Here is a 22600-nt window from a genome sequence, read left to right as displayed (position 1 = left end):
CCAAAGGCCGGGCCTGTATCCTGGGATAAGGGAGGGACGGGATGGCCAAAACCGTCCTGATCGTGGAGGACAACGAGCTCAACATGAAGCTCTTTCGCGACCTGTTGGAAGCGCATGGCTATCAGACCTCCGGCACCAGCAATGGCTTCGAGGCACTGGATCTCGTTCGTAAGCTGCGCCCCGATCTGATCCTGATGGATATTCAGCTGCCGCAGGTGTCGGGTCTCGAGGTGACGCGCTGGATCAAGGACGATCCGGAACTGCGCGCGATACCGGTGGTCGCGGTGACGGCATTCGCCATGAAGGGCGACGAGGAACGCATCCGCGAAGGCGGCTGCGAGGCGTATTTGTCCAAACCAATTTCGGTCGGCAAGTTTATTGAGACAGTACGGCGTTTTATTGGGTAGTGGGAGTGAGTTTCGATGTCTGCGCGTATCCTGGTCGTCGATGATGTTCCCGCCAACGTCAAGCTGTTGGAAGCCCGTCTGTCGGCCGAGTATTTCGATGTGCTGACCGCCACCAACGGCGCCGAGGCGCTGGATGTCTGTTCGCGCGCCGAATGCGACATCATCCTGCTCGACGTCATGATGCCCGACATGGACGGTTTTGAGGTCTGCCGCCGGCTGAAGTCCAACCCGGCCACGCATTTCATTCCGGTGGTGATCATCACCGCGCTCGACAGCCCGTCCGACCGCGTGCGGGGCCTTGAGGCCGGCGCCGACGATTTCCTGACCAAGCCGGTGTCCGACGTCGTGCTGATCGCGCGCGTGCGCTCGCTGACGCGGCTGAAGATGATGACCGATGAACTGCGCATGCGCGCCATCACCTCGCTGGAAATCGGCATGGAAGCGCCCGAGCGCACCGCCGTGGCCGACAAAGGCGTTGGCGGGCGCATCCTGCTGGTCGACGACCGCCCGTCATCCTACGAGCGGCTGGCGCCGCTGCTTTCCGCCGAGCACACCGTCGATGTCGAGGCCAATCCGGCCGAAGCGCTGTTTCATGCCGCCGAAGGCAATTACGATCTGCTGATCGTCTCGCTCAGCCTCGAAAACTACGACGGCTTGCGGCTGTGCAGCCAGGCGCGCTCGCTGGAGCGGACCCGTCAGGTGCCGATACTGGCGATCTCTGATGCCGACAACAATGCGCGGCTGCTCCGCGGGCTCGAGATCGGCGTCAACGACTATCTGCTGCGCCCGGTCGACAAGAACGAACTTTTGGCGCGCGCGCGCACCCAGATCCGCAGGCGCCGCTATACCGATCATCTGCGCGACAACGTGCAGAACTCGATCGAAATGGCGATCACCGACGCGCTGACCGGCTTGCATAACCGCCGCTACATGGAGAGCCATCTGGCGACGCTTGCCGAGCAGGCCTCGAGCCGCGGCAAGCCGCTGGCGCTGATGATCCTCGACATCGATTTCTTCAAGGCCATCAACGACAATTACGGCCATGACGGCGGCGACGACGTGCTGCGCGAATTCGCGGTGCGCATCCGCAAGTCGATCCGCGGCATCGATCTCGCCTGCCGCTATGGCGGCGAGGAGTTCGTCATCGTGATGCCGGAAACCGACCTGCATGTGGCAGGCATGGTGGCGGAGCGGCTCCGCCGTTCGATCGTGAGCGAGACTTTCGCCATCGCCAAGGGCACCAAGCGCATCGAGGTCACGGTCTCGATCGGGCTATCGACGCTGGAGCGCAAGGGTGAGCCGGTCGCCGACGTGCTGAAGCGCGCCGACACGGCGCTGTACCGCGCCAAACACGATGGACGCAACCGTGTGGTGGTTTCGGCGGCGGCGTAAGCGTTGGCGTTCCACTTAGCTCGGTGTCATCACCCGCGCATGCGGGTGATCCAGTACGCCGCGGCTTCTCGATTCAATCGCTAACGTCTCTGAAATACTGGATCACCCGCATGCGCGGGGTGATGACAGCATTTGTATTGGTCGCAGTCTTGCTACCGCCCGCGCTTCACCGCGTCATACGCCAGCCGTTTGAATTCGAACGAGAACGGGTGGACGAAGGCCATCTGCCGCTGCGCCATCATCACGCCGGCCAAATTATGTCGCGGCGAAATCCACCATTGCGTGCCGGCGACGCCGCCCCAATAAAGCTCGCCCGAAGCATCGGGATGGTCGAACGGCGTCGGGTTTACGATCAGGCCACCGGCCAGCGTGTGCGCCTTGCCGACCTGTTCGCCCATCAGGGCGAAGCGGATCCACTGGCCGTCCGGCAGCTGGTTGGTCATCATCTGCGCAATGGTCTCCGGCTTGAGCAGCGTTCGGTCGCCAGGCAGCAGGCTTCGGATCAACGCGACCATGTCGGGCATCGTTGAGACCAGGCCGCCGCCGCCATTGAGCCTCGCAATGGGCCGCAGATAGGCGCCGGGGAAGGGCGCGTTATCGGTGCGGGTGAGGCCCGGCTTCATCGGCTCCATCATATCTGCGCCGGCGTAGTACGCGACCAGCCTTCCATGATCCTTTTCCGGCACGACAAAGCCCGTATCGACCATGCCGAGCGGATCGAGAATGCGCGCCTGGATGAACCTGTCGAAGCTTTGGCCGCTGATGACTTCCACCAGCCGTGCCACCACGTCGATGGCAAGCGAGTATTCCCAGGACGTCCCCGGGTGATAGATCAACGGCAGGTCCGCCAGCACATCGACCATCTGGGCCAGCGTCGTCATGGGATTGTGGACGCCGCGCTCGTTGAGCGCCTTGAAGATCGTGGTGCCGGGATCGAAGAAGCCGTAGCTCAGGCCGGAGCTGTGGCTGAGCAGTTGCCGGATGGTGATCGATCCCTTCGCCGGCTCCGTGTCATCGAGCGAGGTTGCGCCAGGGCGCAATATTTTTCGATTTCCAAGCTGCGGAATAAATTTTTCGATCGGATCATCGAGCCGGAATTTACCTTCCTCGAACAGCAACAATGCGGCGCAGGAAGTGATCAGCTTGGTGTTGGAAAAAATCCGGAAAATATGGTCGGGCCGTAGCGGCGTCTGCGCTTCCTTGTCGGCCCAGCCGACGCAGTTGACATCCACCAGATCGCGGCCGACCATCACCGCCCAGGAGATGCCGGACAGCAGATTGCCGTCGATATAGCGCTGCATGGCCGCGTGGGCCGGTTTGAAGTCGTAACCCTTGGCGGTCACCGTCAAGTCTTCCATGGTGTTTCCCTTTTTGCATTTTTTCTTCTTTGTCGTCCCTGCGAACGCAGGGACCCATAACCACCGGCGCTGCTTGCAGCACAGGGTAGCTACCACATCGCCTTATTGAAAGGCCACGGCGTATGGGTCCCTGCGTACCGCCTTCGCTAAAGCTTCGGCAGGCCTCATATCTCAACCTCGGCGAAGCCTTGGCGGAGACGGGTCGCAGGGACGACGATGGAGAGTGATGATCTCAACGTGTTTTGACTTGCGGCTTTTGCGCGGCGCCACCGACCTGCACTCCCGCATTCGCCAGCAGTACCGTTGCGGCTGCCTTCGCCGCGCGCGCCATCGCCGGATCGTTGCGCACCAGATCCTGCGCGATCGAGCCGTCGACCAGCAACGCTAGCTGCGTCGCAAGGCCTTCCGGGTCGGCGGCGCCGAGCTGCACCAGCAGATCGCGAAACCACAGACGGCGGCTTTCCTTGAATGCGATTGCGATCTTGCGGACGGATTTATCCTCGCCGCCGAGTTCGGCCACCGCGTTGACGAACGGGCAACCGCGAAAATCCCTGGCTGCAAAGCGCCGCTCCAGCGCATCGAAGGTGTCGAGAATCTGATCGACGGGTGACTTGTCTGACGGCCGAGGCTGCACGAAGCGGCGTGCCAGATAGGCCGATATCAACGCATCCTTGGAGGGGAAGTGGTTGTATAGCGTGCGCTTGCTGATGCCGATTTCGGCCGCGATGGTATCGACGCCGACCGCACGAATCCCCTGCAGATAGAACAGCCTATCCGCGGTTTCGAGAATCCGGTCCTTCATCGCCGGTTTGGCGGGCAGGGGTGCCATGCGTGCGCGCGGTATCCTTCAACCTTGACAGTAGACGCCCCTTATAGCCCTATTACACAGGTCTGTGTAATATAAATCAGACCGCAAACGCAGGACGCGGCTTTCGCATCGCGGCCGCTAGGGAGAATAAAAACAATGACCCTGCTGCAAATCCTGCGTCCAACACTCCCCATCCTGATCGGCGCCTCGGTGATGCTGACCCTGAGCATGGGCCTGCGGCAGAGTTTTGGTATTTTCATGCAGCCGCTGACGAAGGACATCGGCATTTCGGTGTCGGATTTCACCTTGGCCCTGGCCGTGCAAAACCTCGCCTGGGGATTCCTGCAGCCGGTCGCCGGCGCCTTGACGGTGCGCTACGGCTTCCGCCCGATCATGATCGTGGGCTCGCTGCTGTACATCGTGGGCCTTGCCCTGATGGCGACCGCGCAGGGGATGATCCCGATCCTGATCGGCGCGGGTGTGTTGATCGGTTTCTCGCTGGCCTGCACGGCCAATGCGATTGCGATGTCGGTGGCGGCGCGCGCGGTGCCGGCCACCGTGCGCAGCACCGTAATGGGCATGGTCTCGGCGGCGGGATCGCTCGGCGCATTGGTGTCGGCGCCGATCGGGCAGATGTTGAATGAGGGGTTTGGCTGGCGCGCCGGCGTCGCCGGCTTTGTGATCCTGTCGCTGTTCATGCTGCCGGCGGCCTGGTACGCGGGCAGGGCCGACAAAATCCCGCTGCCGCCCAAGGCCGCCGACGACATCGGCGACGCTTCGGCCTCAACCGCCGCAAAGATCGCGTTCGGCAACGCCTCGTTCGTGGTGATGACCTGCGCCTATTTCGTCTGCGGCATGCAGCTCGTGTTTCTCACCACGCATCTGCCGTCCTATCTTTTGATCTGCGGCCTCGATCCGATGTTGAGCGCGCAGACGCTCGGCATGATCGGCGGCTTCAACGTGCTGGGCAGCCTGTTCTTCGGCTGGGCCGGCCAGCGCTGGAACAAGCTGGCACTGCTCGGCGGCATCTACATCTTCCGTTCGATCGCGCTCGCCTGGTACTTCATGCTGCCGGCAACGCCGGCGACTACGCTGTTGTTCGGCGCGATCATGGGATTCCTCTGGATGGGCGTCGGCCCGCTGGTCGCGGGCGCCGTCGCCGAAATGTTCGGCCTGAAATGGCAGGCGATGATTCAGGGTCTCGCCTTCATGAGCCACCAGATCGGCTCGTTCCTCGGCGCTTATGGGGGAGGGCTGATCTACGACCAGCTCGGCTCCTACACCATGGCCTGGCGGATCGGCGTCGCGCTGGGCCTGGCCGGCGGAATCATCCAGGTCGCGTTCGCGCTGATCAGGCCGAGCCGGCCGCCGCAGATGCAAACGGCGTAATCGATCAGATGTAGAATCAAAACGGGGCCCGAAGGGCCCCGTTCAAATCCGTCTGCAATGGCTTGCGACGTTACTTGATCTTCGATTCCTTGAACTCGACGTGCTTGCGCGCGACCGGGTCGTACTTCTTCTTAACCAGCTTGTCGGTCATGGTGCGCGAATTCTTCTTGGCGACGTAATAGAAGCCGGTGTCCGCGGTGGAAACGAGCTTGACCTTGATGGTGACCGCTTTGGCCATTGTTCAGAACCCTTGATGTGTGAAAATCGGGTGCCGGCCAAATCGGCCCGCATTTGCCGGGCAACCTAGCTTCTGATCGCCCAAAGTCAAGGTTTCTAGGCTGGAAACCTGCATGAAACCGGGTAATTAACCCTCAAAGAACCGGTTTTTCGGCCTCGGCAGCCCCAAATTCTCCCGCAGGGTCCGGCCTTCATACTCCTTGCGGAAAATCCCGCGCTTTTGCAGTTCCGGCACCACCTTGTCGACGAAATCGTCGAGGCCGGCGGGCAGGAACGGGAACATGATGTTGAAACCGTCGCTGCCGCGGCTGGTCAGCCACTCCTCCATTTGGTCGGCGATCGTCACCGGCGTGCCGACGAAGGAGAGCCCGCCGTAGCCGCCGACGCGCTGGGCGAGTTGGCGCACGGTCAGCTTGTCGCGCGCGGCGACATCGACCAGACGCTGGCGGCCGCTCTTGCTGGCATTGGTCTCGGGGATGTCAGGCAATTGTCCGTCGGGATCGAAACCGGAGGCGTCGGTGCCGAGCTGAACCGACAGCGAAGCGATGGCGCTGTCGTAATGCACCATGCTGTCGAGCTTTGCGCGTTTCTCTTTTGCCTCATCGACGCTGTCGCCGACCACGACAAACGCGCCGGGCAGGATGACGAGATGCTCGGGGTTACGGCCGATCTTTTCCATCCGGCCCTTGATGTCGGCGTAGAGTTTTTGGGCATCGGCGAGAGAGCCGCCGCCGGTGAACACGGCTTCCGCGGTCTCTGCGGCCAGCTGCCGGCCGTCGTCGGAGGCACCGGCCTGCACGATCAGCGGCCAGCCCTGCACGGGACGCGCGATGTTGAGGGGACCGCGCACGCTCAGATATTTTCCCTTGTGGTTGAGCACGTGCATTTTGGCGGGATCGAAATAGAGCCCGGATTCGACGTCGCGCACGAAGGCGTCGTCGGCAAAGGAATCCCACAGGCCGGTGACCACGTCATAGAATTCGCGCGCGCGCTTGTAGCGTTCGGCATGCTCCATGTGATCGTCGAGCCCGAAATTCAGCGCGGCGTCCGGATTGGAGGTGGTGACGATATTCCACCCCGCACGCCCGTTGCTGATGTGATCGAGCGAAGCGAAACGGCGCGCGACATGATAGGGCTCGTCGAACGTGGTCGAACCGGTCGCGATCAGGCCGATATGTTCGGTGGCGCCGGCCAGCGCCGACAGCAGCGTGAACGGTTCGAACGAGGTCACGGTGTGGCTGCGCTTGAGCGCATTGACCGGCATGTTCAGCACGGCCAGATGGTCGGCCATGAAGAAGGCGTCGAATTTGCCGGCTTCGAGTTTCTGGATCAGTTTCTTGATATGCGGGAAATTGAAATTGGCGTCCGGCCAGGCCCCGGGATAGCGCCACGCGCCGGTATGGATAGAGACCGGCCGCATGAATGCGCCGAGCTTGAGTTGCCGCTGTGCCATCGCCCCGTTTCCGTCTGGTTATTGTCGGGGAACAGATAGGAAGCCAGTCAAGGCAACGCCATCAGCTGGCATCGAGAAGAATTTTGCAATTTTAGGGATCGGTGGAGAACAATTCGACGTCGCCAATACCGTCATTGCGAGCGCAGCGAAGCAATCCACGCCTCGGCACGGGGAAAGATGGATTGCTTCGCTCCTCGCAATGACGGGGAGGGAGCGAGGGATCACGCCCCCAGCACGTCCTTCTGCATCTTGCCGCCGTAGAAATGGAAGAACGGCACCGGCGCGTCGTGGCGCAGCGGCCCCGTCGCGAGGCGGCGGTCGAGTTCGGCGAGCACGTTCTTGGTCATGGCGTGCGCGTCGGCGAGCGGTTTTGAGCCGATCTCGACCCAGACCAATTCCACCAGTTCGGCATCGGCGTGGATCACGCCCTCGACCTTGTGGGCGATGGCGGAAGCGTCAGCGGTGAAGAAGCGGGTGTCGAAACGGCGGACGCGGCCGGGCGGGGTGATCGCGCGTGCGATCAGGAACAGGCTGGATGGATCGGGCAGCAGGCCGGCTTCCGAGAACGGCTGCCAGGCGCCTTCGAGTTTTACGGGTTTTTCAACCTTGCGGCCGAGGCAAAGCCCGGTCTCCTCGCAGGCCTCGCGGATCGCAGCCACCGCAAGCGCCCGCGCGCGCGACGGCGCGATCTTGGGGCTGCCCTTCAGCAGATTGGCTTCGAGTTCGCTGGTGATGGGGGCGGCGACGGGAACGCGATTGTCCAATTTATCGACGCGGCCGCCCGGGAAAACATATTTGCCGGGCATGAACACGACATTGTCGTGGCGCTTGCCGACCAGCACTTTCGGCTTGTCGCCGCTCCGGTCGATCAGGATCAGCGTCGCGGCATCCTTCGGTCGGAAATAGGGATGGTGGTCGGCTTCTTTTCCTTCGACGATTGCAGGCGCTGCTTCGGTCATTCCATCCCCGTTCAGTCTCTTGTTGTTTTTGGTTTAGGCATAGCGTTTTCGAGCGAAGTGGATACCGGTTCGCGTGAAGAAAACGCGTCAAAAAAAGACGCTAGACGGGAGGAATGTCGCTAGGGGCATTTTCGTCAAAGCCATGCATGCGCAGCGCCCATTGGAAGCCGACCACGGCGCCCTTGACCGGTTGCAGCAGCAACAGCGACGAGAGGAAGGTGAAGGGCAGGTAGATCGCCATTTGCAGCCAGATCGCCGGTGAATAATTGGTTTCCACCCACAGCACGACCGGTATCACGATGTGGCCGACGATGACGATCACGAGATAGGCCGGCAAATCATCGGCGCGGTGCGGCGTGTAATCGAGCCCGCAGGTCTTGCAGTGGTCGTCGACCTTCAGGAACGCCCGAAACAGCTTGCCTTCGCCGCAACGCGGGCAACGGCACATGAAGCCGCGCTTCATCGCGGTCCAGAGATCACGCTTTTCGCCCTTCACGGATTCCCTGGTCCAGACTGTCGTCGCGGGGCTCACCGTTTCCATGACTTGCCTCTCTTCGATTTGCCGGGCGTGGCTTTGCCCTTGCGATCCTTCGGATGCGGGCTACGGCCCGGACGCGTCTTCGATGACGTGACCGGGGCCTTCGAACCTTCGCGCCGGCCGCCCTGTTTTCTGCCGCGCGGAATGACCTTGCCTTCAGATAGTAACTCGAACCGCAACGCGCCAGCTACTGGTGCTGCTTCTACCAGACGTACGTCGACAACGTCCCCCAGCCGGTGCATGGCACCGCTGCGTGAGCCGACGAGCGCATGGCGGGTCTCGTCATAGTTGAAATATTCGGTTCCCAGTGTGCGGATCGGGATCAGCCCGTCGGCGCCGGTATCGGAGAGTTTTACGAACAGTCCGGCGCGGGTGACGCCGGAAATGCGGCCCTGGAACGTCGCACCGATGCGGTCGGCGAGGAAATGCGCGATCAGCCGGTCGGCGGTCTCGCGTTCGGCCTTCATGGCGCGGCGCTCAGTGACGGATATCTGTGCGGCGACTTCGCTCAGCGTTTCCAGCGTTTCGGTGTCCGGCAGCGCGCCTTCGCCGAGGCCGAGCGCGCGGATCAGCGCGCGATGTACGATCAGATCGGCGTATCGCCTGATCGGCGAAGTGAAATGCGCATAGCGCCGCAGGTTGAGGCCGAAATGGCCGTAATTCTCCGCAGAATACTCCGCCTGCGCCTGCGAGCGCAGCACCACTTCATTGACCAGCGGCTCATAGTCCTCGCCGCGGACCTGGCCCAGCACGCGATTGAACAGGGCGGGGCGCAACGCACCGGCTTTCGCAAACGGCAGATCGAGCGTTTTTAAGAATTCCTGGAGGTTGTGGACCTTCTCCTGGCTCGGCTCGTCGTGCACGCGGTAGATCAGCGGCAGCGCCTTCTTCTCCAGCATTTCGGCGGCGGCGACGTTGGCGAGGATCATGAACTCTTCGATCAGCCGGTGCGCATCGAGCCGCTCCGGCACGATGACGCGATCGACGGTGCCGTCGGGCTTCAGCAGGATCTTGCGCTCCGGCAAATCGAGATCCAGCGGATCGCGCTCGTCGCGCGCCAGCTTTACCAGTGCATAGGCCGCATAGAGCGGTTTGAGGATCGGCTCGAGCAGGGGGCCGGTGGTGTCGTCGGGCCGGCCGTCGATTGCGGCCTGCGCCTGCGCATAGTTCAACTTGGCGGCGGAACGCATCAGCACCCGATGAAAACTGTGCGAGCGTTTGCGGCCGTCAGGGCCGATCACCATCCGCACCGCGAGCGCGCCGCGCGGCTCGCCCGGCACCAGTGAGCACAGATCGTTGGAGATGCGCTCGGGCAGCATCGGCACCACGCGGTCCGGGAAATACACCGAATTGCCGCGCGTCAGCGCGTCGCGATCGAGCGCCGAGCCCGGGCGCACGTAGAACGCGACATCGGCGATCGCGACATGGACGATATAGCCGCCCTTGTTGTTCGGATCGTCGTCGGGGGCGGCATGAACCGCGTCGTCATGGTCCTTGGCGTCGGGGGGATCGATGGTCACGAGCGGCAGCTCGCGCCAGTCCTCGCGGCCGTTGAGTATCGCCGGCTTTGCGTCCTCGGCTTCGCGCAACGCTGATGGTGTGAAGGCTTGCGGAATGTCGTGGGCGTGGATCGCGATCAGGCTGACCGCCTTCTCGGTCGCGAGCGAACCGAGCCGCTCCTTTACCTTGCCCGACGCCAGCCCGTAGCCGCGCGTGCGCACCAGATCGACGCTGATGAGGTCACCATCCTCGGCGCCGCCGGTGTCGGAGCTTGCGATGTTCAATTCGCGCCCGGCCTGCTTCTTGTCGACCGGCACCATTCTTCCGCCGCCATCGGGCAGCTTCCGAAAAATACCGAGCAGGCGGGTGCGGGCGTGGTCGATGATCTTGATGACGCGCCCGCGATAGGGCGTGCCGTCGGTCTCATTGGTCTTCTCGACGCGCAGCAGCGCGCGGTCGCCGACACCGGCGGCAGTGCCCGGTTGCGGACGACGCGGAACATGAATGCGGATCTTCGGCGCCGCGCCGAATTCCTCTTCATCCCATTCGGTGGGGGTGGCGAGCAGTTCGCCGTCGGTATCGCGGCCGGTGATGTCGGCCATCACGGTCGGCGGCAACGCGGCGGGCTCGAGAACCTTGCGGCCGCGCTTGGCGATCGCGCCTTCGTCGGCGAGTTCGCGCAGGATTCGCTTCAGCTCGACGCGGTCGGCGTTCTTCAGGCCGAACTCGCGGGCGATCTCGCGGGTGCCGATCTTGCCTGGATTCGCACGGATGAAGGCAACGATGGCGTCCCGGGCCGGAAAGCCATTGTCGTGTTTTCTCTTCACTTATCCCCGGGCCTTGCCCGCGCTTTTCTTCGCAGGCGTTTTGGGTGCTGCTGCAGGCTTTGCTGCTGAGGTCTTTGCCGCAGACGCGACCGGCGCGCGCGCCTTGCTGACGGCTTCCGATTTCGGCTTCGCCGCAGCCTTCTTCACCGCGGCCTTCTTGGCGGGTTTTGGCGCGTCTGGATCAACGGGCGTCTTGGCCTTGGCGGCCTTCTTCGGTGCGGCTTTCTTGGCGCCACGCTTCGGCTTGCCGCCGCCCTTGGCGGCGCGTTCGTCGATCAGTGCAATGGCTTCGGCGAGCGTAATCGTATCCGGCGTCTTGTCGCTCGGGATGGTGGCGTTGACGCCGCCGGCGGTCACGTAGGCGCCGTAGCGGCCGTTCTTCACGGCGACACCGCCGAGGCTCGGGTGCTCGCCGATCGGCTTGCCCGGATCGGCGCCGAAGCGGCGGCCGCTCGGGCCCTTCAGTATCTTTTCGGCGATCAGCGTCACGGCGCGATTGAGGCCGATGTCGAACACCTCGTCGCCGGCCTCCAGGCTCGCATAGGTCTTTTCGTGGCGCACGAACGGACCGAAGCGGCCGATGCCGGCGGTGATCGGCTCGCCGGTTTCCGGATGTTTTCCAATTTCGCGCGGCAAAGACAGAAGCTTCAGGGCCAGTTCCAATTCCATATCGCCGGGCGACATGTTTTTCGGGATGCCGGCGCGCCGCGGCTTTTCGCCCTCGGCATAATCCTTCTGCTCGCCGAGCTGGATGTAGGGACCGAAGCGTCCGGCCTTCACCGTGACGTCGAGATCGGTTGCGGGGTCCTTGCCGAGAACGCGGTCGGCGCTGGCTTCGCTGTCGGCCGCGAGCGGCCGAGTGTAGCGGCATTCCGGATAATTCGAGCAGCCGACGAAGGCGCCGAACTTGCCGGCTTTCAGATTGAGCTTGCCGGTGCCGCAGGTCGGGCACTGCCTGACATCGCCGCCATCCGCGCGCGGCGGATAGATGTGCGGACCCAGCATGTCGTCGAGCGCATCGAGCACCTCGGCAACGCGCAAATCCTTGATGTCGTTGACCGCGCCGATGAAGCCGGTCCAGAAATCCTTCAGCACCTGCTGCCAGGAAATCTCGTTGTTGGAGATGCGGTCAAGCTGCTCTTCCAGCCCCGCCGTGAAGTCGTACTCCACGTAGCGCGCGAAGAAGTTTTCCAGGAACGCGACCACCACGCGACCCTTGTCCTCGCCATGCAGCCGCTTCTTGTCGAGCTTGACGTAGCCGCGGTCCTTGAGGACCTGGAGGATCGACGCGTAGGTCGAGGGACGGCCGATGCCGAGCTCTTCCATCCGCTTGACCAGCGACGCTTCGGAGAAGCGTGGCGGCGGTTCGGTGAAATGCTGGGTGACGGCGAGGTCCTGCCGCTTCAGCGCTTCGCCCTCGCTCATCGCGGGGAGGCGGCGCGAGTCCTCATCGTCGGCGTCGTCGTCGCGGCCTTCCTGATAGAGCGCGAGGAAGCCGTCGAACTTCACGACCTGGCCGGTGGCGCGCAGGTCCAGCACGCGTGAGCCGGCTTTCGCCGCGATGTCGACCGTGGTGCGTTCCAGCTCGGCCGATTCCATCTGGCTCGCGATGGTGCGGATCCAGATCAGCTCATAGAGCTTGGCCTGATCGGTATCGAGACGCCGGCGCATTTCGGCCGGACGGCGCGACATATCGGTTGGGCGGATCGCTTCATGCGCTTCCTGCGCGTTCTTGGCCTTGCTGACATACTGGCGCGGCGCCTCCGGCACATAGGCGTTGCCGTAATCCTCACCAATCACCTTGCGCGCCTGGGTAATGGCCGAGCCATCGATCTGCACGCCGTCGGTACGCATATAGGTGATGAGACCGGTGGTCTCGCCGCCGATATCGATGCCTTCATAGAGCCGCTGCGCGATCCGCATCGTATGCGCCGGCGCAAAGCCGAGCTTGCGGCTGGCTTCCTGCTGCAGCGTCGAGGTGGTGAAGGGGGCCTGCGGATTGCGGCGGGCGGGCTTGGCTTCGACGGTCGAGACCGTGAAGTTGGCGGCCTCGATCGCTTTTTTGAGATCTTCGGCTTCGGCGCCGGTGCCGATGTCGAGCCGCTGGATCTTCTTGCCGTCGGCGCCGACCAGCCGCGCTTCGAACGTGTCGCCGCGCGGCGTCGTCAATGTGGCCACCAGCGACCAGTATTCGCGGGGCACGAATTTTTCGATTTCAAGTTCGCGGTCGCACACCAGCCGCAACGCCACCGACTGCACGCGGCCGGCCGAGCGGGCGCCCGGCAGTTTGCGCCACAACACCGGCGACAGCGTGAAGCCGACCAGATAGTCCAGCGCGCGGCGCGCCATATAGGCGTCGACCAGCGCGCCATCGATCTGGCGCGGCGACTTCATCGCGTCGGTCACCGCCTGCTTGGTGATGGCGTTGAACACCACGCGCTCGATCTTGTGATCCTTGATCGCGCGTTTCTCTTTCAGGACTTCGAGCACGTGCCAGGAGATCGCTTCGCCCTCGCGATCAGGGTCGGTTGCGAGAATCAGTCGGTCGGCGCCCTTCAGGGCCTTGGCGATGTCGTTGAGCCGGCCGGCCGCCTTGGGGTCGATCTCCCAGATCATCTGAAAATTGGCGTCCGGATCGACCGATCCGTTCTTGGCGGGGAGGTCGCGAACATGGCCGAACGAGGCCAGAACCTCGTAGGAGGCGCCCAAATATTTGTTGATCGTCTTGGCTTTCGCCGGCGACTCCACAATGACGATATTCATGTCATTCCAATAGCTTACGGGAAAAGATTAAGGCCGGTTCCGCGAGACTCGCGGCCGCCGTTTCGACCCGAACATGGGTGGTGAGGCGGCCCCTGTCAAATCGACAGATCATGAGCAGGGGCCAGAAAGGGGTCTTGGACGCCCGAACTTATATACAAGAAGTTGCGAAATGCGCCCTAGAGTTGCGCCCGCAAAGGGGTTATTTCTTGTCCATACTGTATGGGATTGGGTGCATTTTATTTGAGCAAGGCAGGGGGCGGCCGGAAGCGCACCGCTTCGGGCGGGAATCGGCGATCGCCAGCGGCTGAATCAGGTGAGGAGGGCGGCCCCGACGAGGCCGTGGCCTTCATCGCGGAGACCGTTGCCGAATTGACAAAACTCGCCGAGCGCCACCGGCTTGAGGTCCTCAGCCATTTGCTCGGGATGGCGCTGCTGGAAGCCCAAGAGCACCTGCGGCTGCGGAGCAAGCGCAAGCTGTCGTAGGCGGCGCGTCTGTTCAGGCCGAAATCGACTTTAGCTTTGTTGCGGGCTTCGTACCGGGTCGCGCTTTGACTGCGGTGTCTGCCGCGGTCAATAGCCGCCCATCTTGCGAATAGAGTTCGAGCTTGCGAACCGGGCGGCCCTTTTCCTTGTCGACCAGGATGGTCGTGATTTCCTCGGGCCGATCGTCGAATTCCTCGCTCCACTGGCGCAACGCGACCAGGATCGGAAACACGCCGCGGCCTTTCGGCGTCAAAAGGTATTCCTGATAGGCGCTGCCGTCGGAGGCGGGGGCCAGTTTGAGAATGCCTTGATCGACCAGCGCCCGCAGTCGCACGGTGAGGATGTTTTTGGCGAGGCCGAGACTTTTCTGGAATTCGCCGAAGCGGCGGCTGCCGAACAGCGCCTCGCGGATGATCAGCAGCGACCACCAGTCGCCGATCGCATCCAGCGAGCGCGCGATCGGGCAATCGTCGTTCTCGAAGCTCGTCCGTTTCACCATGGCCATCTCCGGAGCCGATCACGGCTTTGTGTGGTTGCATTATAAAACCACATGGCCTAGATGGCAACTTGGTTTAATAATGCAACCATCGGAGGCTCCCGTGAGACTGGCGAACAAGACGGCGTTCATTACTGGCGGCAACAGCGGCATCGGACTTGCGACGGCCAAGCTGTTCGTGGCGGAGGGGGCGCGGGTCGCCATCACCGGACGCAACAAGGAGACGCTGGAGGCGGCCGCCAAGGAACTCGGGCCGAACGCGCTCGCGATCGTCGCCGACGCCACCGACATCGCCGCGACCGAAGCCGCGCTTCTGCAAGCGGTTGCGAAGTTCGGCAAGCTCGACGTCGTGTTCGCCAATGCCGGCATTGCCGGCGGCACGCCGCTTGGATCAGCCACGCTCGAAACCTTTGAGAGCGTGATCCGGACCAACATCACGGCGGTGTTCTTCACCGTGCAGGCGGCGGTGCCGCATCTCAACGACGGCGCTTCCATTATCCTGAACGGCTCGGTGATTTCGGTGCTCGGCAACCCCGGCTATTCCGCCTACGCGGCAAGCAAGGCCGGCGTGCGCGCGATGGCGCGGGTGATGGCGTCCGAACTGTCGCCGCGCAATATCCGCGTCAACGTGGTCTCGCCGGGTGCGATCCGCACCCCGATCTGGGGCGCGGCACTGGCGACGCCCGAAGCCGAGAAGGCGTTCGAGAAGCGCATCGGCGCCACCACGCCGCTCGGCCGCATCGGCGAACCCGATCATATTTCGAAGACGGTGCTGTTCCTCGCCTCCGACGACGCCGCGCATATCCAGGGCCAGGAATTGTTCGTCGACGGCGGTGCTACGGCCTCGCCGAGCGGCGCGCCGATCTATCGGGGATAGGCGAATATCCCGGCGATATCGCAGCCGGCCGGCGGGATGCCGGCCGGCTCTTGCCTGCGGCGGATTGGCGCTGAGCCAGAACGCGCATTGAACCATGCGTGTAACTGTTTGAGATTTCGAGGACAGGCGTTTCGTAAACAACCATGAACCGGTGAGCCCAGTCGTGCCGAAGACCACTGGCATCTCGTCGACCCCGGCCGAAAATTCGGACACCGCGCAATTTGTTTCAGTCGCGCTGTTTTCGGGTGTCGGTCTCCTGATCTCCCTGGTTGTCGTCATCCTTCGCATCAACGGCGTCTTCTGACCGGAGCGGCTGCCGTGGCGCGCCTGGTGACGGCAACCGCTCACGCATCAACTCAGGCTGCGTTCAGATTTCCCGCGGCTTTCAGCGCGCCGGCGACGGCTTTTTCGCGATGCTCGGGACCGACCTGGATTCCGTCGGCGGAGATGAATTCGGGATTGGCGATGCCGATGAAGCCGAACACCCAGCGCAAATAGGTCTCCAGGTGCTCGCCGACGGCGGCCGGGGTGCCGGGGCCGTAAAATCCGCCGCGCGAGATCGCGACGATGACCCGCTTGTTGCCGGCCAGCCCCTCGACGCCCTGTGCGCCGTATTTGAAGGTCTTGCCAGCGACCAGGATGCGGTCGATCCAGGCCTTGAGCTGGCTCGGAATGGTGAAATTGTACATGGGCGCACCGAGCACGACGATATCGGCGGCGAGAAACTCTTCCAGCACTGCCTGACCGGCGGCGAGGTCCGGCTGCAGCGACGCCTCGGGCGTGGCGCCCTGGCCGGCCGCGAGGTGCGAGCCCGACAGATGCGCCAGCGGCGTCAGGGTCAGGTCGCGGTAGCTGACCTCGAGGCCGGGGGTGGATTGGCGCAGCCGGTCCACGATGGCAGCGGAAACCTGGCGGCTGACGGAATGAGGGCCGAGGACGCTGGAGTCGATATGCAGAAGTTTCATTTGGGTCACCCTTGGTATTGATTTGTAACTGGCGCTATATGAGTGACTGTCCTAGAACCCCGCAAGAACGCACAATTTTGAAACCCGAGCACATCCATGAGACCCGAGCACATCAATGTGCCTGCCCTGCCGCCGAACCCACATGCGTCAGGCGACTGCCGCGCAGTGGCCTCGGTGCTGGCCCGGGTTGGCGACAAATGGAGCGTGTTCGTGATCATGCAGTTGATCGGCGGGCCGCAGCGCTTCAACGAACTCAAGCGCGTGATCGGCGGCATCTCGCAGCGGATGCTGACCCTGACGCTGCGCGGGCTGGAGCGCGACGGTCTGGTCACGCGCACGGTGTTTCCGACCATACCGCCGCGGGTCGATTACGAACTGACCGATCTTGGCCGCGGGTTGGCGGAGCCGGTCAAGGCGCTCGGCCAATGGGCGTTCGCGCATCTGCCGGAAATCGAGGGCGCGCGCACCAGTTTCGATGCGCGCAACGACAAGCGCTAACCTAGCCGCGTAAGTATCATAGCACCGCTAGTCGTGGCTTATCCTACTTTGCATGGGGTTGTTTTCGCGATTTTGTGTCTCGGCCCTGCCGAAGAGGCACTGCGCTTTTAAACCAGCGACACCAGCCCGCCGCCGTGGCGCTCGAGCCGTCCGGCAAGTTCGAGCTCAAGCAGCACGGACCGGACGATCGCGGGCGAGGCGTCCGACATCCGGATCAGATCGTCGAGGCTGATCGGGCTTGGCCCGAGCAGATCGATGATGCGCGCGCGCTCACTTGTATCAGCGTCGAAGTCGAGCGGCTCGCCATCTGGCTCGCGTGCGCCGAATGCAACCGGCCGCTCCATGATCGGCGCCACCGCGTTGATGACGTCGCTGGCTTCCGTGGTGAGCGTCGCGCCCTGTTTGATCAGATCGTTGGTGCCGGCGGCGCGGGGATCGAGCGGCGAGCCGGGGACCGCAAACACTTCGCGGCCCTGTTCGGCGGCCATCCGCGCCGTGATCAGCGAGCCCGAGCGGTGGGCGGCTTCGACCACGACGACGCCGAGCGACGCGCCGGAGATCAGGCGATTGCGGCGCGGAAAATCGCGGGCGCGGGGCACATGGCCAAGCGGCATTTCGGAAATCGCGCCGCCATGTTCGAGCAATGCGGCCAGCAGGTCCTTATGCTCGGGCGGATAGATCCGGTCATGGCCACCGGCCAGCACCGCAACCGTGCCGCTCGCAACCGTTGCCCGATGCGCGGCCTGGTCGATGCCGCGCGCCAAGCCGGAGATAACGACAAAGCCGGCTTCGCCGAGGTCGCGCGCGATCTGGCCTGCGAATTTCAATCCGGCGCCGGAGGCGTTGCGCGAGCCGACGATCGCAATCATCGGCCGCATCATCACCTCGGGCGCGCCGCGGACGCCGAGCAGCGGCGGCGCATCGTCCAGCGTGGCCAGCCGCGGCGGGTAGCCGGCTTCGCCGGGCGCGACGAGAGCGACGCCGATCTTTCGGCCAGCCGCGAGTTCACCCCGCGCGTCGTCCTCGCTGCAGATGCGCCCCGGTCCCGATGCGCCGCCACGCCGCGCCAGATCGGGCAGCCGCTCCAGCGCGGAACGGGCGCTGCCGAAATGCCGGAGCAGGGAGGCGAAGGTGCGTGGGCCGACATTGTCGGAGCGAATGAGCCGCAACCGGTCGATCCGCTCGGAATCGGTGAGGTGGGGCGTGCTGGGCGTTCGGTCGTGCATGTCGGTGCAGCTTTGCCCAACCGGAGATTGCAATCAACACCTGTTCTCACGGCTGCCATGCCCGCCGATGCGTTGCCCCGCTCCGGTCCGCTCCGTAAAACCCGTTGGTCCGCCGCAGGAGTAACGTCCATGATCTCGCTCGCCGACCTTCAACGCCGTATCGCGCAGGGTGATCTTTCCGCGGATGCCGCGATTGCCCAGTCGCTGGAGGCGATCGGCGCGCAGGAGAGCAAGATCGGCGCCTTCGTCTGCCATGATCCGAACATCCGCGCTGAGAACGCCGGGCCGTTGCGCGGCGTCGCCGTCGGCATCAAGGACATCATGGATACCGCTGATTTTCCGACCGAGATGGGCTCGTCGATCTACAAGGGATTTCGATCGCGCGGGGATGCGGCTGTCGTGATGGCGCTGAAGGCGGCAGGAGCCAGCATCGTCGGCAAGACCACGACGACGGCGTTCGCATCGTCAGATCCGACCGCGACGCTCAATCCGCGCAACACGGCGCACACGCCGGGTGGATCATCGGCAGGTTCGGCGGCGGCGGTCGCGGCCGGCATGATCCCGCTGGCGCTGGGCACGCAGACCGGTGGCTCGGTGATCCGGCCGGCCTCGTTCTGCGGCTGTGCCGCGATCAAGCCGTCCTACCGCTTGCTGCCGACCGTCGGCGTGAAGTGTTATTCGTGGACGCTGGACACCGTTGGTTTGTTCGCCGCCGGAGTCCGTGACGTCGCGCACGGGCTTGCGGCGATGACCGGCCGGGATGAATTTCTGCCGCAGGCGTCGGTACCGACGCCGCGCATCGGCGTCGTGACCCAGGACTTTGCCGGTGCACCGGAGGCCGAAGGCGCCGAGGCACTGCAGATCGCCGCCAAGGCTGCGGAACGGGCAGGGGCATCCGTGCGCATGCTGGCGATGCCGGAGATCGTAGCCGAAGCATGGCGTCAGCATCCGACGGTGCAGGAATTCGAAGCGCATCAGGCGCTCGCCTTTGAATACCGCGTACATTACGACGCCGTCGCGCCGAACCTGCGTGGACGGCTCGACGAAAGCAAGGACATGACGCCCGCCGCCTATGACGGGGCGATGCAAGTTGCACGTCAGGCCAGAATCGCGCTGGCAAAAGTTTTCGAAGACGTCGACGTGCTGCTGGCCATATCAGCCCCGGGTGCAGCACCTGCGGGATTGGGCTCGACCGGCGACGCCCGCTACAACCGGCTGTGGACGCTGATGGGAACGCCCTGCGTCAACATTCCCGCGCACATCGCCGCCGGAGGATTGCCGGTGGGCGTGCAGGTCATCGCGCGCTATGGCGACGATGCGAAGGCGCTGGCGGCAGCGCGGTTCGTCGAGGACGCGCTGGCGCAGAAGTAGGATTATTTCGCGCCGATCCGGCTCTCAGTTCCGGTCTGCAAGCGCTTGATATTTTCGCGGTGCGCGTAGAACAGCAATAGCGTCATCACCACAAACAGCGAAGCCAGCGCCGGGTGGAGGAACCACCACAGGAACAGCGGCGTCGCGAAGGCCGCGATCAATGCCGACAGCGACGAGTAGCGCGTGGTGATGGCGGTCGCGATCCACATCACGCAGAACACGACGGCCGCAGGCCAGAACAGGCCGATCAGCACGCCGATATAGGTCGCGACGCCTTTGCCGCCTTTGAACTTAAGCCAGACCGGATAGAGATGGCCCAGAAAGGCGCCGAATGCGGCCAGCATCGCGGCGTTGGGGCCGCCATAATAGCCGCAGACGACGACCGCGAGCGTGCCCTTGAGCGCGTCGCCGATCAGCGTCCCGGCGGCGAGGCTCTTGCGGCCGGTGCGAAGCACGTTGGTGGCGCCGATACTGCCGGAGCCGATCGAGCGCAGATCCTCGGTGCCGGCGAACTTGGTCAGCAACAGCCCGAATGGAATCGAGCCGAAGAAATAGCCCACGAAAAACGCAACAACGAGGAATGGTTCAAACGACATCGGCGTTGCTCCCGCCGCGGAGTATTTCGCGCACGTCTTTTTTTGACGCGTTTTCTTGACGCGAACCGGTACCCACGTCGCTTGAAAACGCTCCATTAGACATGTTCATAGACCGTCCGTCCGCCCACGATAGTACGCACGACGCGGCCCGAGAAGCGGGCTTCGTCGAACGGCGTATTTTTGCATTGCGATTTGAGGTCGTCGCGGTCGAGCACCCAGGGTACGTCGGCATCGATCACGACGACGTCGGCAGGGGAACCCGCGCGCAGCGAGCCGCCGGGGAGGCCCAAAATCTCGGCCGGGCGCGTCGACATCGCGCGGATCAGGGTCTTGAAGTCCATCTCGCCATTGTGGATCAGCCGCAGGCCCGCCGGCAGCATGGTCTGCAGCCCGACCGCGCCGGCGGCGGCTTCCGCGAACGGCAGCCGCTTCACCTCGACGTCCTGCGGATTGTGATCGGACATCACGACGTCGATCAGGCCGGAGGCCACGGCCGCGACCAGCGCCAGACGGTCGTCCTCGGTGCGCAGCGGCGGCGACAGTTTTAGGAACGTCCGGTAGGGACCGATGTCGTTTTCGTTCAGCGTGACGTGGTTGATCGAAACCGACGCCGAAACTGCAAGTCCCGCGTCTCGCGCGCGCTTGAGGATTTCGAGCGACTCGATGCAGCTCAGTGATGCTGCGTGATAGCGGCCGCCGGTCAGCGCCACCAGGCGCATGTCGCGTTCCAGCATCACCGCCTCGGCGGCATTGGGAATGCCGATCAGGCCGAGCCTTGCAGCGAACTCGCCCTCGTTCATCACGCCTTCGCCGACCAGATCGGGGTCTTCGGTGTGGTGCACGATCAGCGCGTCGAAATCGCGCGCATAGGTCAGTGCGCGCCGCATCACCTGCGCATTGGTGACACTGTGGGCGCCATCGGTAAAGGCGACAGCGCCGGCGGCCTTCAAAAGGCCGATCTCGGTCATTTCCTCGCCGCCCATGCCCTTGGTCAGCGCCGCCATCGGGTGGATATTGACGATCGCGGTGTCGCGCGCCCGGCGCAGCACGAAGTCGACGGTGGCCGAATTGTCGATCACCGGCGAGGTGTCCGGCTGGCAGATGATGGTGGTGATGCCGCCGGCGGCCGCCGCCTGGCTGGCTGAAGCAAAGGTTTCGCGGTGGCTGGCGCCGGGCTCGCCGACAAAGGCGCGCATGTCGATCAGCCCGGGGGCGACGACCTTGCCGGCGCAATTGACGATGTCGGTGCCTTCGGGAACGCCGGCAGCGCCAATGCCGCGCTTTGAGTCGCGGATCACGCCGTCGGCGATCAGGACGTCACCGGGGCCGTCGAAGTCGCGCGAGGGGTCGACGACGCGGGCGTTGGCCAGGAGGATGGGGCGGCGATCGGTCAGCATGTCAGGCGTTCGGCAGGTTGCGGGCGAGTGCTTCAAGCACCGCCATGCGCACCGCCACTCCCATTTCGACCTGCTCGCGGATCAGTGATTGCGCGCCGTCCGCCACGAATGAATCAATCTCCACGCCGCGGTTCATCGGGCCCGGATGCATCACCAGCGCGTCGGGTTTGGCGTAAGCGAGCTTCTTCTGGTCGAGGCCGAAATAGTGGAAGTATTCGCCGGACGACGGCACGAACGAGCCGTTCATGCGCTCGCGCTGCAGCCGCAGCATCATGACGATGTCGGCGCCGTTGAGGCCTTCGCGCATGTCGCGCGCCACCTCGACGCCCATCCGCTCGATGCCGCGCGGCAACAGCGTGGAGGGCGCCACCACGCGGACGCGGGCGCCCATGGTGTTGAGCAGCAGGATATTGGAGCGGGCGACGCGGGAATGCATCACGTCGCCGCAGATCGCGATCACGAGGCCTTCCAGCCGGCCTTTGTTGCGGCGGATCGTTAGCGCGTCCAGCAGCGCCTGGGTCGGATGCTCGTGGCTGCCGTCGCCGGCATTGATCACGGAACCGTCAACCTTGCGCGCCAAAAGTTCCACCGCACCTGAGGCGTGGTGGCGCACCACCAGGATGTCCGGATGCATGGCATTGAGCGTGACGGCGGTATCCATCAGCGTCTCGCCCTTGCGGATCGAGGACGAGGATACCGACATGTTCATGACGTCGGCGCCGAGCCGTTTGCCGGCCAGTTCGAACGAGGATTGGGTTCGGGTCGAGGCCTCGAAGAACAGGTTCACCTGGGTGCGACCGCGCAAGCTGGTGCGCTTTTTGTCTACCTGGCGGTTGAGCTCGACATATTCCTCGGAAAGGTCGAGCAGGCCGGTAATATCGGCGGCGGAAAGCCCCTCGATTCCCAGCAGATGCCGGTGACCGAGGACGAAGGTCGATTTCGATGCAGGGGTCATTAAAACGAGAGCTATAGGCAGACTTCCCAAGCGGGGCAAGCGCGAATAGGGGGCTTGCGAGTTATCCCCCGGTCAGTCGCCGCGCAGGGTAAAGAGGGTTGCCGC

Annotated in this window: 22 protein-coding genes; 8 read left to right on the top strand and 14 right to left on the bottom strand. The window is 63.8% G+C overall.

Annotated features, from left to right (window positions below; genetic code table 11):
- Positions 1 to 41 precede the first annotated feature (41 nt).
- Entirely contained in the window at positions 42 to 407 is a 366-nt protein-coding gene (locus tag JQ567_RS26860) for a response regulator (RefSeq protein WP_027538546.1), read from the top strand.
- 15 nt (positions 408 to 422) lie between these two features.
- A complete protein-coding gene (locus tag JQ567_RS26855; RefSeq protein ID WP_212441600.1) occupies positions 423 to 1799 on the top strand; it encodes a PleD family two-component system response regulator in 1377 nt (458 codons plus the stop codon).
- A gap of 152 nt (positions 1800 to 1951) precedes the next feature.
- Here JQ567_RS26855 and JQ567_RS26850 read toward each other — a convergent pair whose 3' ends face one another.
- Entirely contained in the window at positions 1952 to 3157 is a 1206-nt protein-coding gene (locus JQ567_RS26850; protein ID WP_249165740.1) for a serine hydrolase, read from the bottom strand.
- A 232-nt stretch (positions 3158 to 3389) separates the two neighbouring features.
- Positions 3390 to 3986, bottom strand: coding sequence for a TetR/AcrR family transcriptional regulator (locus JQ567_RS26845; protein WP_212441599.1), 597 nt, complete (start codon positions 3984 to 3986; stop codon positions 3390 to 3392).
- Positions 3987 to 4121: 135 nt separating this feature from the next.
- On the opposite strand from JQ567_RS26845, the gene JQ567_RS26840 reads away from it, so the two are divergent.
- Complete coding sequence (locus tag JQ567_RS26840; protein ID WP_212441598.1) at positions 4122 to 5354, top strand: MFS transporter; 1233 nt, start codon at positions 4122 to 4124, stop codon at positions 5352 to 5354.
- 70 nt (positions 5355 to 5424) lie between these two features.
- On the opposite strand, the gene rpmG is transcribed toward JQ567_RS26840, so the two are convergent.
- The 6 genes from rpmG to topA all read right to left on the bottom strand — a co-directional run bounded on the left by rpmG (position 5425) and on the right by topA (position 13631).
- Positions 5425 to 5592 (bottom strand): 50S ribosomal protein L33, encoded by a 168-nt coding sequence (gene rpmG / locus JQ567_RS26835; RefSeq protein WP_027537094.1) that lies wholly within the window; start codon positions 5590 to 5592, stop codon positions 5425 to 5427.
- A 126-nt stretch (positions 5593 to 5718) separates the two neighbouring features.
- Entirely contained in the window at positions 5719 to 7044 is a 1326-nt protein-coding gene (locus JQ567_RS26830; RefSeq protein ID WP_212441597.1) for an LLM class flavin-dependent oxidoreductase, read from the bottom strand.
- 221 nt (positions 7045 to 7265) lie between these two features.
- On the bottom strand, positions 7266 to 8003 hold the full coding sequence (locus JQ567_RS26825; protein WP_212441596.1) for an NUDIX domain-containing protein: 738 nt from the start codon (positions 8001 to 8003) through the stop codon (positions 7266 to 7268).
- A gap of 100 nt (positions 8004 to 8103) precedes the next feature.
- Complete coding sequence (locus JQ567_RS26820; RefSeq protein WP_212415179.1) at positions 8104 to 8544, bottom strand: DUF983 domain-containing protein; 441 nt, start codon at positions 8542 to 8544, stop codon at positions 8104 to 8106.
- The gene (gene rnr / locus JQ567_RS26815) at positions 8532 to 10868 is read right to left on the bottom strand and encodes a ribonuclease R (RefSeq protein WP_212441595.1); all 2337 of its coding nucleotides are present in this window, start codon (positions 10866 to 10868) and stop codon (positions 8532 to 8534) included. Before rnr ends, JQ567_RS26820 begins: the two co-directional genes overlap by 13 nt.
- Entirely contained in the window at positions 10869 to 13631 is a 2763-nt protein-coding gene (gene topA / locus JQ567_RS26810; RefSeq protein WP_212441594.1) for a type I DNA topoisomerase, read from the bottom strand. It lies immediately after the preceding gene.
- Between the two features lie 339 nt (positions 13632 to 13970).
- On the opposite strand from topA, the gene JQ567_RS26805 reads away from it, so the two are divergent.
- Positions 13971 to 14114 carry a hypothetical protein gene (locus JQ567_RS26805; protein WP_192733705.1) on the top strand — a complete coding sequence of 48 codons (144 nt, stop codon included), beginning with the start codon at positions 13971 to 13973 and terminating at the stop codon, positions 14112 to 14114.
- Positions 14115 to 14127: 13 nt separating this feature from the next.
- On the opposite strand, the gene JQ567_RS26800 is transcribed toward JQ567_RS26805, so the two are convergent.
- Entirely contained in the window at positions 14128 to 14613 is a 486-nt protein-coding gene (locus tag JQ567_RS26800; protein WP_212441593.1) for a helix-turn-helix domain-containing protein, read from the bottom strand.
- Positions 14614 to 14713: 100 nt separating this feature from the next.
- On the opposite strand from JQ567_RS26800, the gene JQ567_RS26795 reads away from it, so the two are divergent.
- Both JQ567_RS26795 and JQ567_RS26790 read left to right on the top strand, forming a co-directional pair.
- Positions 14714 to 15487, top strand: coding sequence for a glucose 1-dehydrogenase (locus JQ567_RS26795; RefSeq protein WP_212441592.1), 774 nt, complete (start codon positions 14714 to 14716; stop codon positions 15485 to 15487).
- 163 nt (positions 15488 to 15650) lie between these two features.
- On the top strand, positions 15651 to 15791 hold the full coding sequence (locus tag JQ567_RS26790) for a hypothetical protein (RefSeq protein ID WP_212441645.1): 141 nt from the start codon (positions 15651 to 15653) through the stop codon (positions 15789 to 15791).
- 52 nt (positions 15792 to 15843) lie between these two features.
- Here JQ567_RS26790 and JQ567_RS26785 read toward each other — a convergent pair whose 3' ends face one another.
- Positions 15844 to 16452: an FMN-dependent NADH-azoreductase gene (locus JQ567_RS26785; RefSeq protein WP_212441591.1), complete on the bottom strand. Its 609-nt coding sequence runs from the start codon at positions 16450 to 16452 to the stop codon at positions 15844 to 15846.
- Between the two features lie 96 nt (positions 16453 to 16548).
- On the opposite strand from JQ567_RS26785, the gene JQ567_RS26780 reads away from it, so the two are divergent.
- Entirely contained in the window at positions 16549 to 16950 is a 402-nt protein-coding gene (locus tag JQ567_RS26780; RefSeq protein ID WP_212441590.1) for a helix-turn-helix domain-containing protein, read from the top strand.
- 107 nt (positions 16951 to 17057) lie between these two features.
- Here the strand turns inward: JQ567_RS26780 and dprA are convergent, their stop codons facing one another.
- Positions 17058 to 18176 (bottom strand): DNA-processing protein DprA, encoded by a 1119-nt coding sequence (dprA, locus tag JQ567_RS26775; protein ID WP_212441589.1) that lies wholly within the window; start codon positions 18174 to 18176, stop codon positions 17058 to 17060.
- 129 nt (positions 18177 to 18305) lie between these two features.
- Between dprA and JQ567_RS26770 the strand changes: the two genes are divergently transcribed.
- The gene (locus JQ567_RS26770; RefSeq protein ID WP_212441588.1) at positions 18306 to 19547 is read left to right on the top strand and encodes an amidase; all 1242 of its coding nucleotides are present in this window, start codon (positions 18306 to 18308) and stop codon (positions 19545 to 19547) included.
- Positions 19548 to 19549: 2 nt separating this feature from the next.
- Here JQ567_RS26770 and plsY read toward each other — a convergent pair whose 3' ends face one another.
- The 3 genes from plsY to JQ567_RS26755 all read right to left on the bottom strand — a co-directional run bounded on the left by plsY (position 19550) and on the right by JQ567_RS26755 (position 22495).
- Positions 19550 to 20143, bottom strand: coding sequence for a glycerol-3-phosphate 1-O-acyltransferase PlsY (gene plsY, locus JQ567_RS26765; protein WP_212441587.1), 594 nt, complete (start codon positions 20141 to 20143; stop codon positions 19550 to 19552).
- A gap of 95 nt (positions 20144 to 20238) precedes the next feature.
- On the bottom strand, positions 20239 to 21540 hold the full coding sequence (locus JQ567_RS26760) for a dihydroorotase (RefSeq protein WP_212415171.1): 1302 nt from the start codon (positions 21538 to 21540) through the stop codon (positions 20239 to 20241).
- A gap of 1 nt (position 21541) precedes the next feature.
- Entirely contained in the window at positions 21542 to 22495 is a 954-nt protein-coding gene (locus tag JQ567_RS26755; protein ID WP_192733697.1) for an aspartate carbamoyltransferase catalytic subunit, read from the bottom strand.
- Between the last annotated feature and the right edge of the window lie 105 nt (positions 22496 to 22600).

The organism is Bradyrhizobium sp. AUGA SZCCT0431, assembly GCF_018131065.1.
Classification (GTDB): Bacteria; Pseudomonadota; Alphaproteobacteria; order Rhizobiales; family Xanthobacteraceae; genus Bradyrhizobium.
This window is presented reverse-complemented; position numbering and strand designations above follow the sequence as displayed.

Coding starts and splice junctions, on each gene's coding strand:
- rpmG (WP_027537094.1), bottom strand. CDS start 5,592: ATGGCCAAAGCGGTCACCATCAAGGTCAAGCTCGTTTCCACCGCGGAC.
- JQ567_RS26760 (WP_212415171.1), bottom strand. CDS start 21,540: ATGCTGACCGATCGCCGCCCCATCCTCCTGGCCAACGCCCGCGTCGTC.
- JQ567_RS26845 (WP_212441599.1), bottom strand. CDS start 3,986: ATGGCACCCCTGCCCGCCAAACCGGCGATGAAGGACCGGATTCTCGAA.
- JQ567_RS26855 (WP_212441600.1), top strand. CDS start 423: ATGTCTGCGCGTATCCTGGTCGTCGATGATGTTCCCGCCAACGTCAAG.
- JQ567_RS26820 (WP_212415179.1), bottom strand. CDS start 8,544: ATGGAAACGGTGAGCCCCGCGACGACAGTCTGGACCAGGGAATCCGTG.
- JQ567_RS26850 (WP_249165740.1), bottom strand. CDS start 3,157: ATGGAAGACTTGACGGTGACCGCCAAGGGTTACGACTTCAAACCGGCC.
- JQ567_RS26825 (WP_212441596.1), bottom strand. CDS start 8,003: ATGACCGAAGCAGCGCCTGCAATCGTCGAAGGAAAAGAAGCCGACCAC.
- topA (WP_212441594.1), bottom strand. CDS start 13,631: ATGAATATCGTCATTGTGGAGTCGCCGGCGAAAGCCAAGACGATCAAC.
- JQ567_RS26830 (WP_212441597.1), bottom strand. CDS start 7,044: ATGGCACAGCGGCAACTCAAGCTCGGCGCATTCATGCGGCCGGTCTCT.
- JQ567_RS26840 (WP_212441598.1), top strand. CDS start 4,122: ATGACCCTGCTGCAAATCCTGCGTCCAACACTCCCCATCCTGATCGGC.
- JQ567_RS26780 (WP_212441590.1), top strand. CDS start 16,549: ATGAGACCCGAGCACATCAATGTGCCTGCCCTGCCGCCGAACCCACAT.
- plsY (WP_212441587.1), bottom strand. CDS start 20,143: ATGTCGTTTGAACCATTCCTCGTTGTTGCGTTTTTCGTGGGCTATTTC.
- JQ567_RS26755 (WP_192733697.1), bottom strand. CDS start 22,495: ATGACCCCTGCATCGAAATCGACCTTCGTCCTCGGTCACCGGCATCTG.
- JQ567_RS26800 (WP_212441593.1), bottom strand. CDS start 14,613: ATGGTGAAACGGACGAGCTTCGAGAACGACGATTGCCCGATCGCGCGC.
- JQ567_RS26770 (WP_212441588.1), top strand. CDS start 18,306: ATGATCTCGCTCGCCGACCTTCAACGCCGTATCGCGCAGGGTGATCTT.
- dprA (WP_212441589.1), bottom strand. CDS start 18,176: ATGCACGACCGAACGCCCAGCACGCCCCACCTCACCGATTCCGAGCGG.
- JQ567_RS26860 (WP_027538546.1), top strand. CDS start 42: ATGGCCAAAACCGTCCTGATCGTGGAGGACAACGAGCTCAACATGAAG.
- JQ567_RS26785 (WP_212441591.1), bottom strand. CDS start 16,452: ATGAAACTTCTGCATATCGACTCCAGCGTCCTCGGCCCTCATTCCGTC.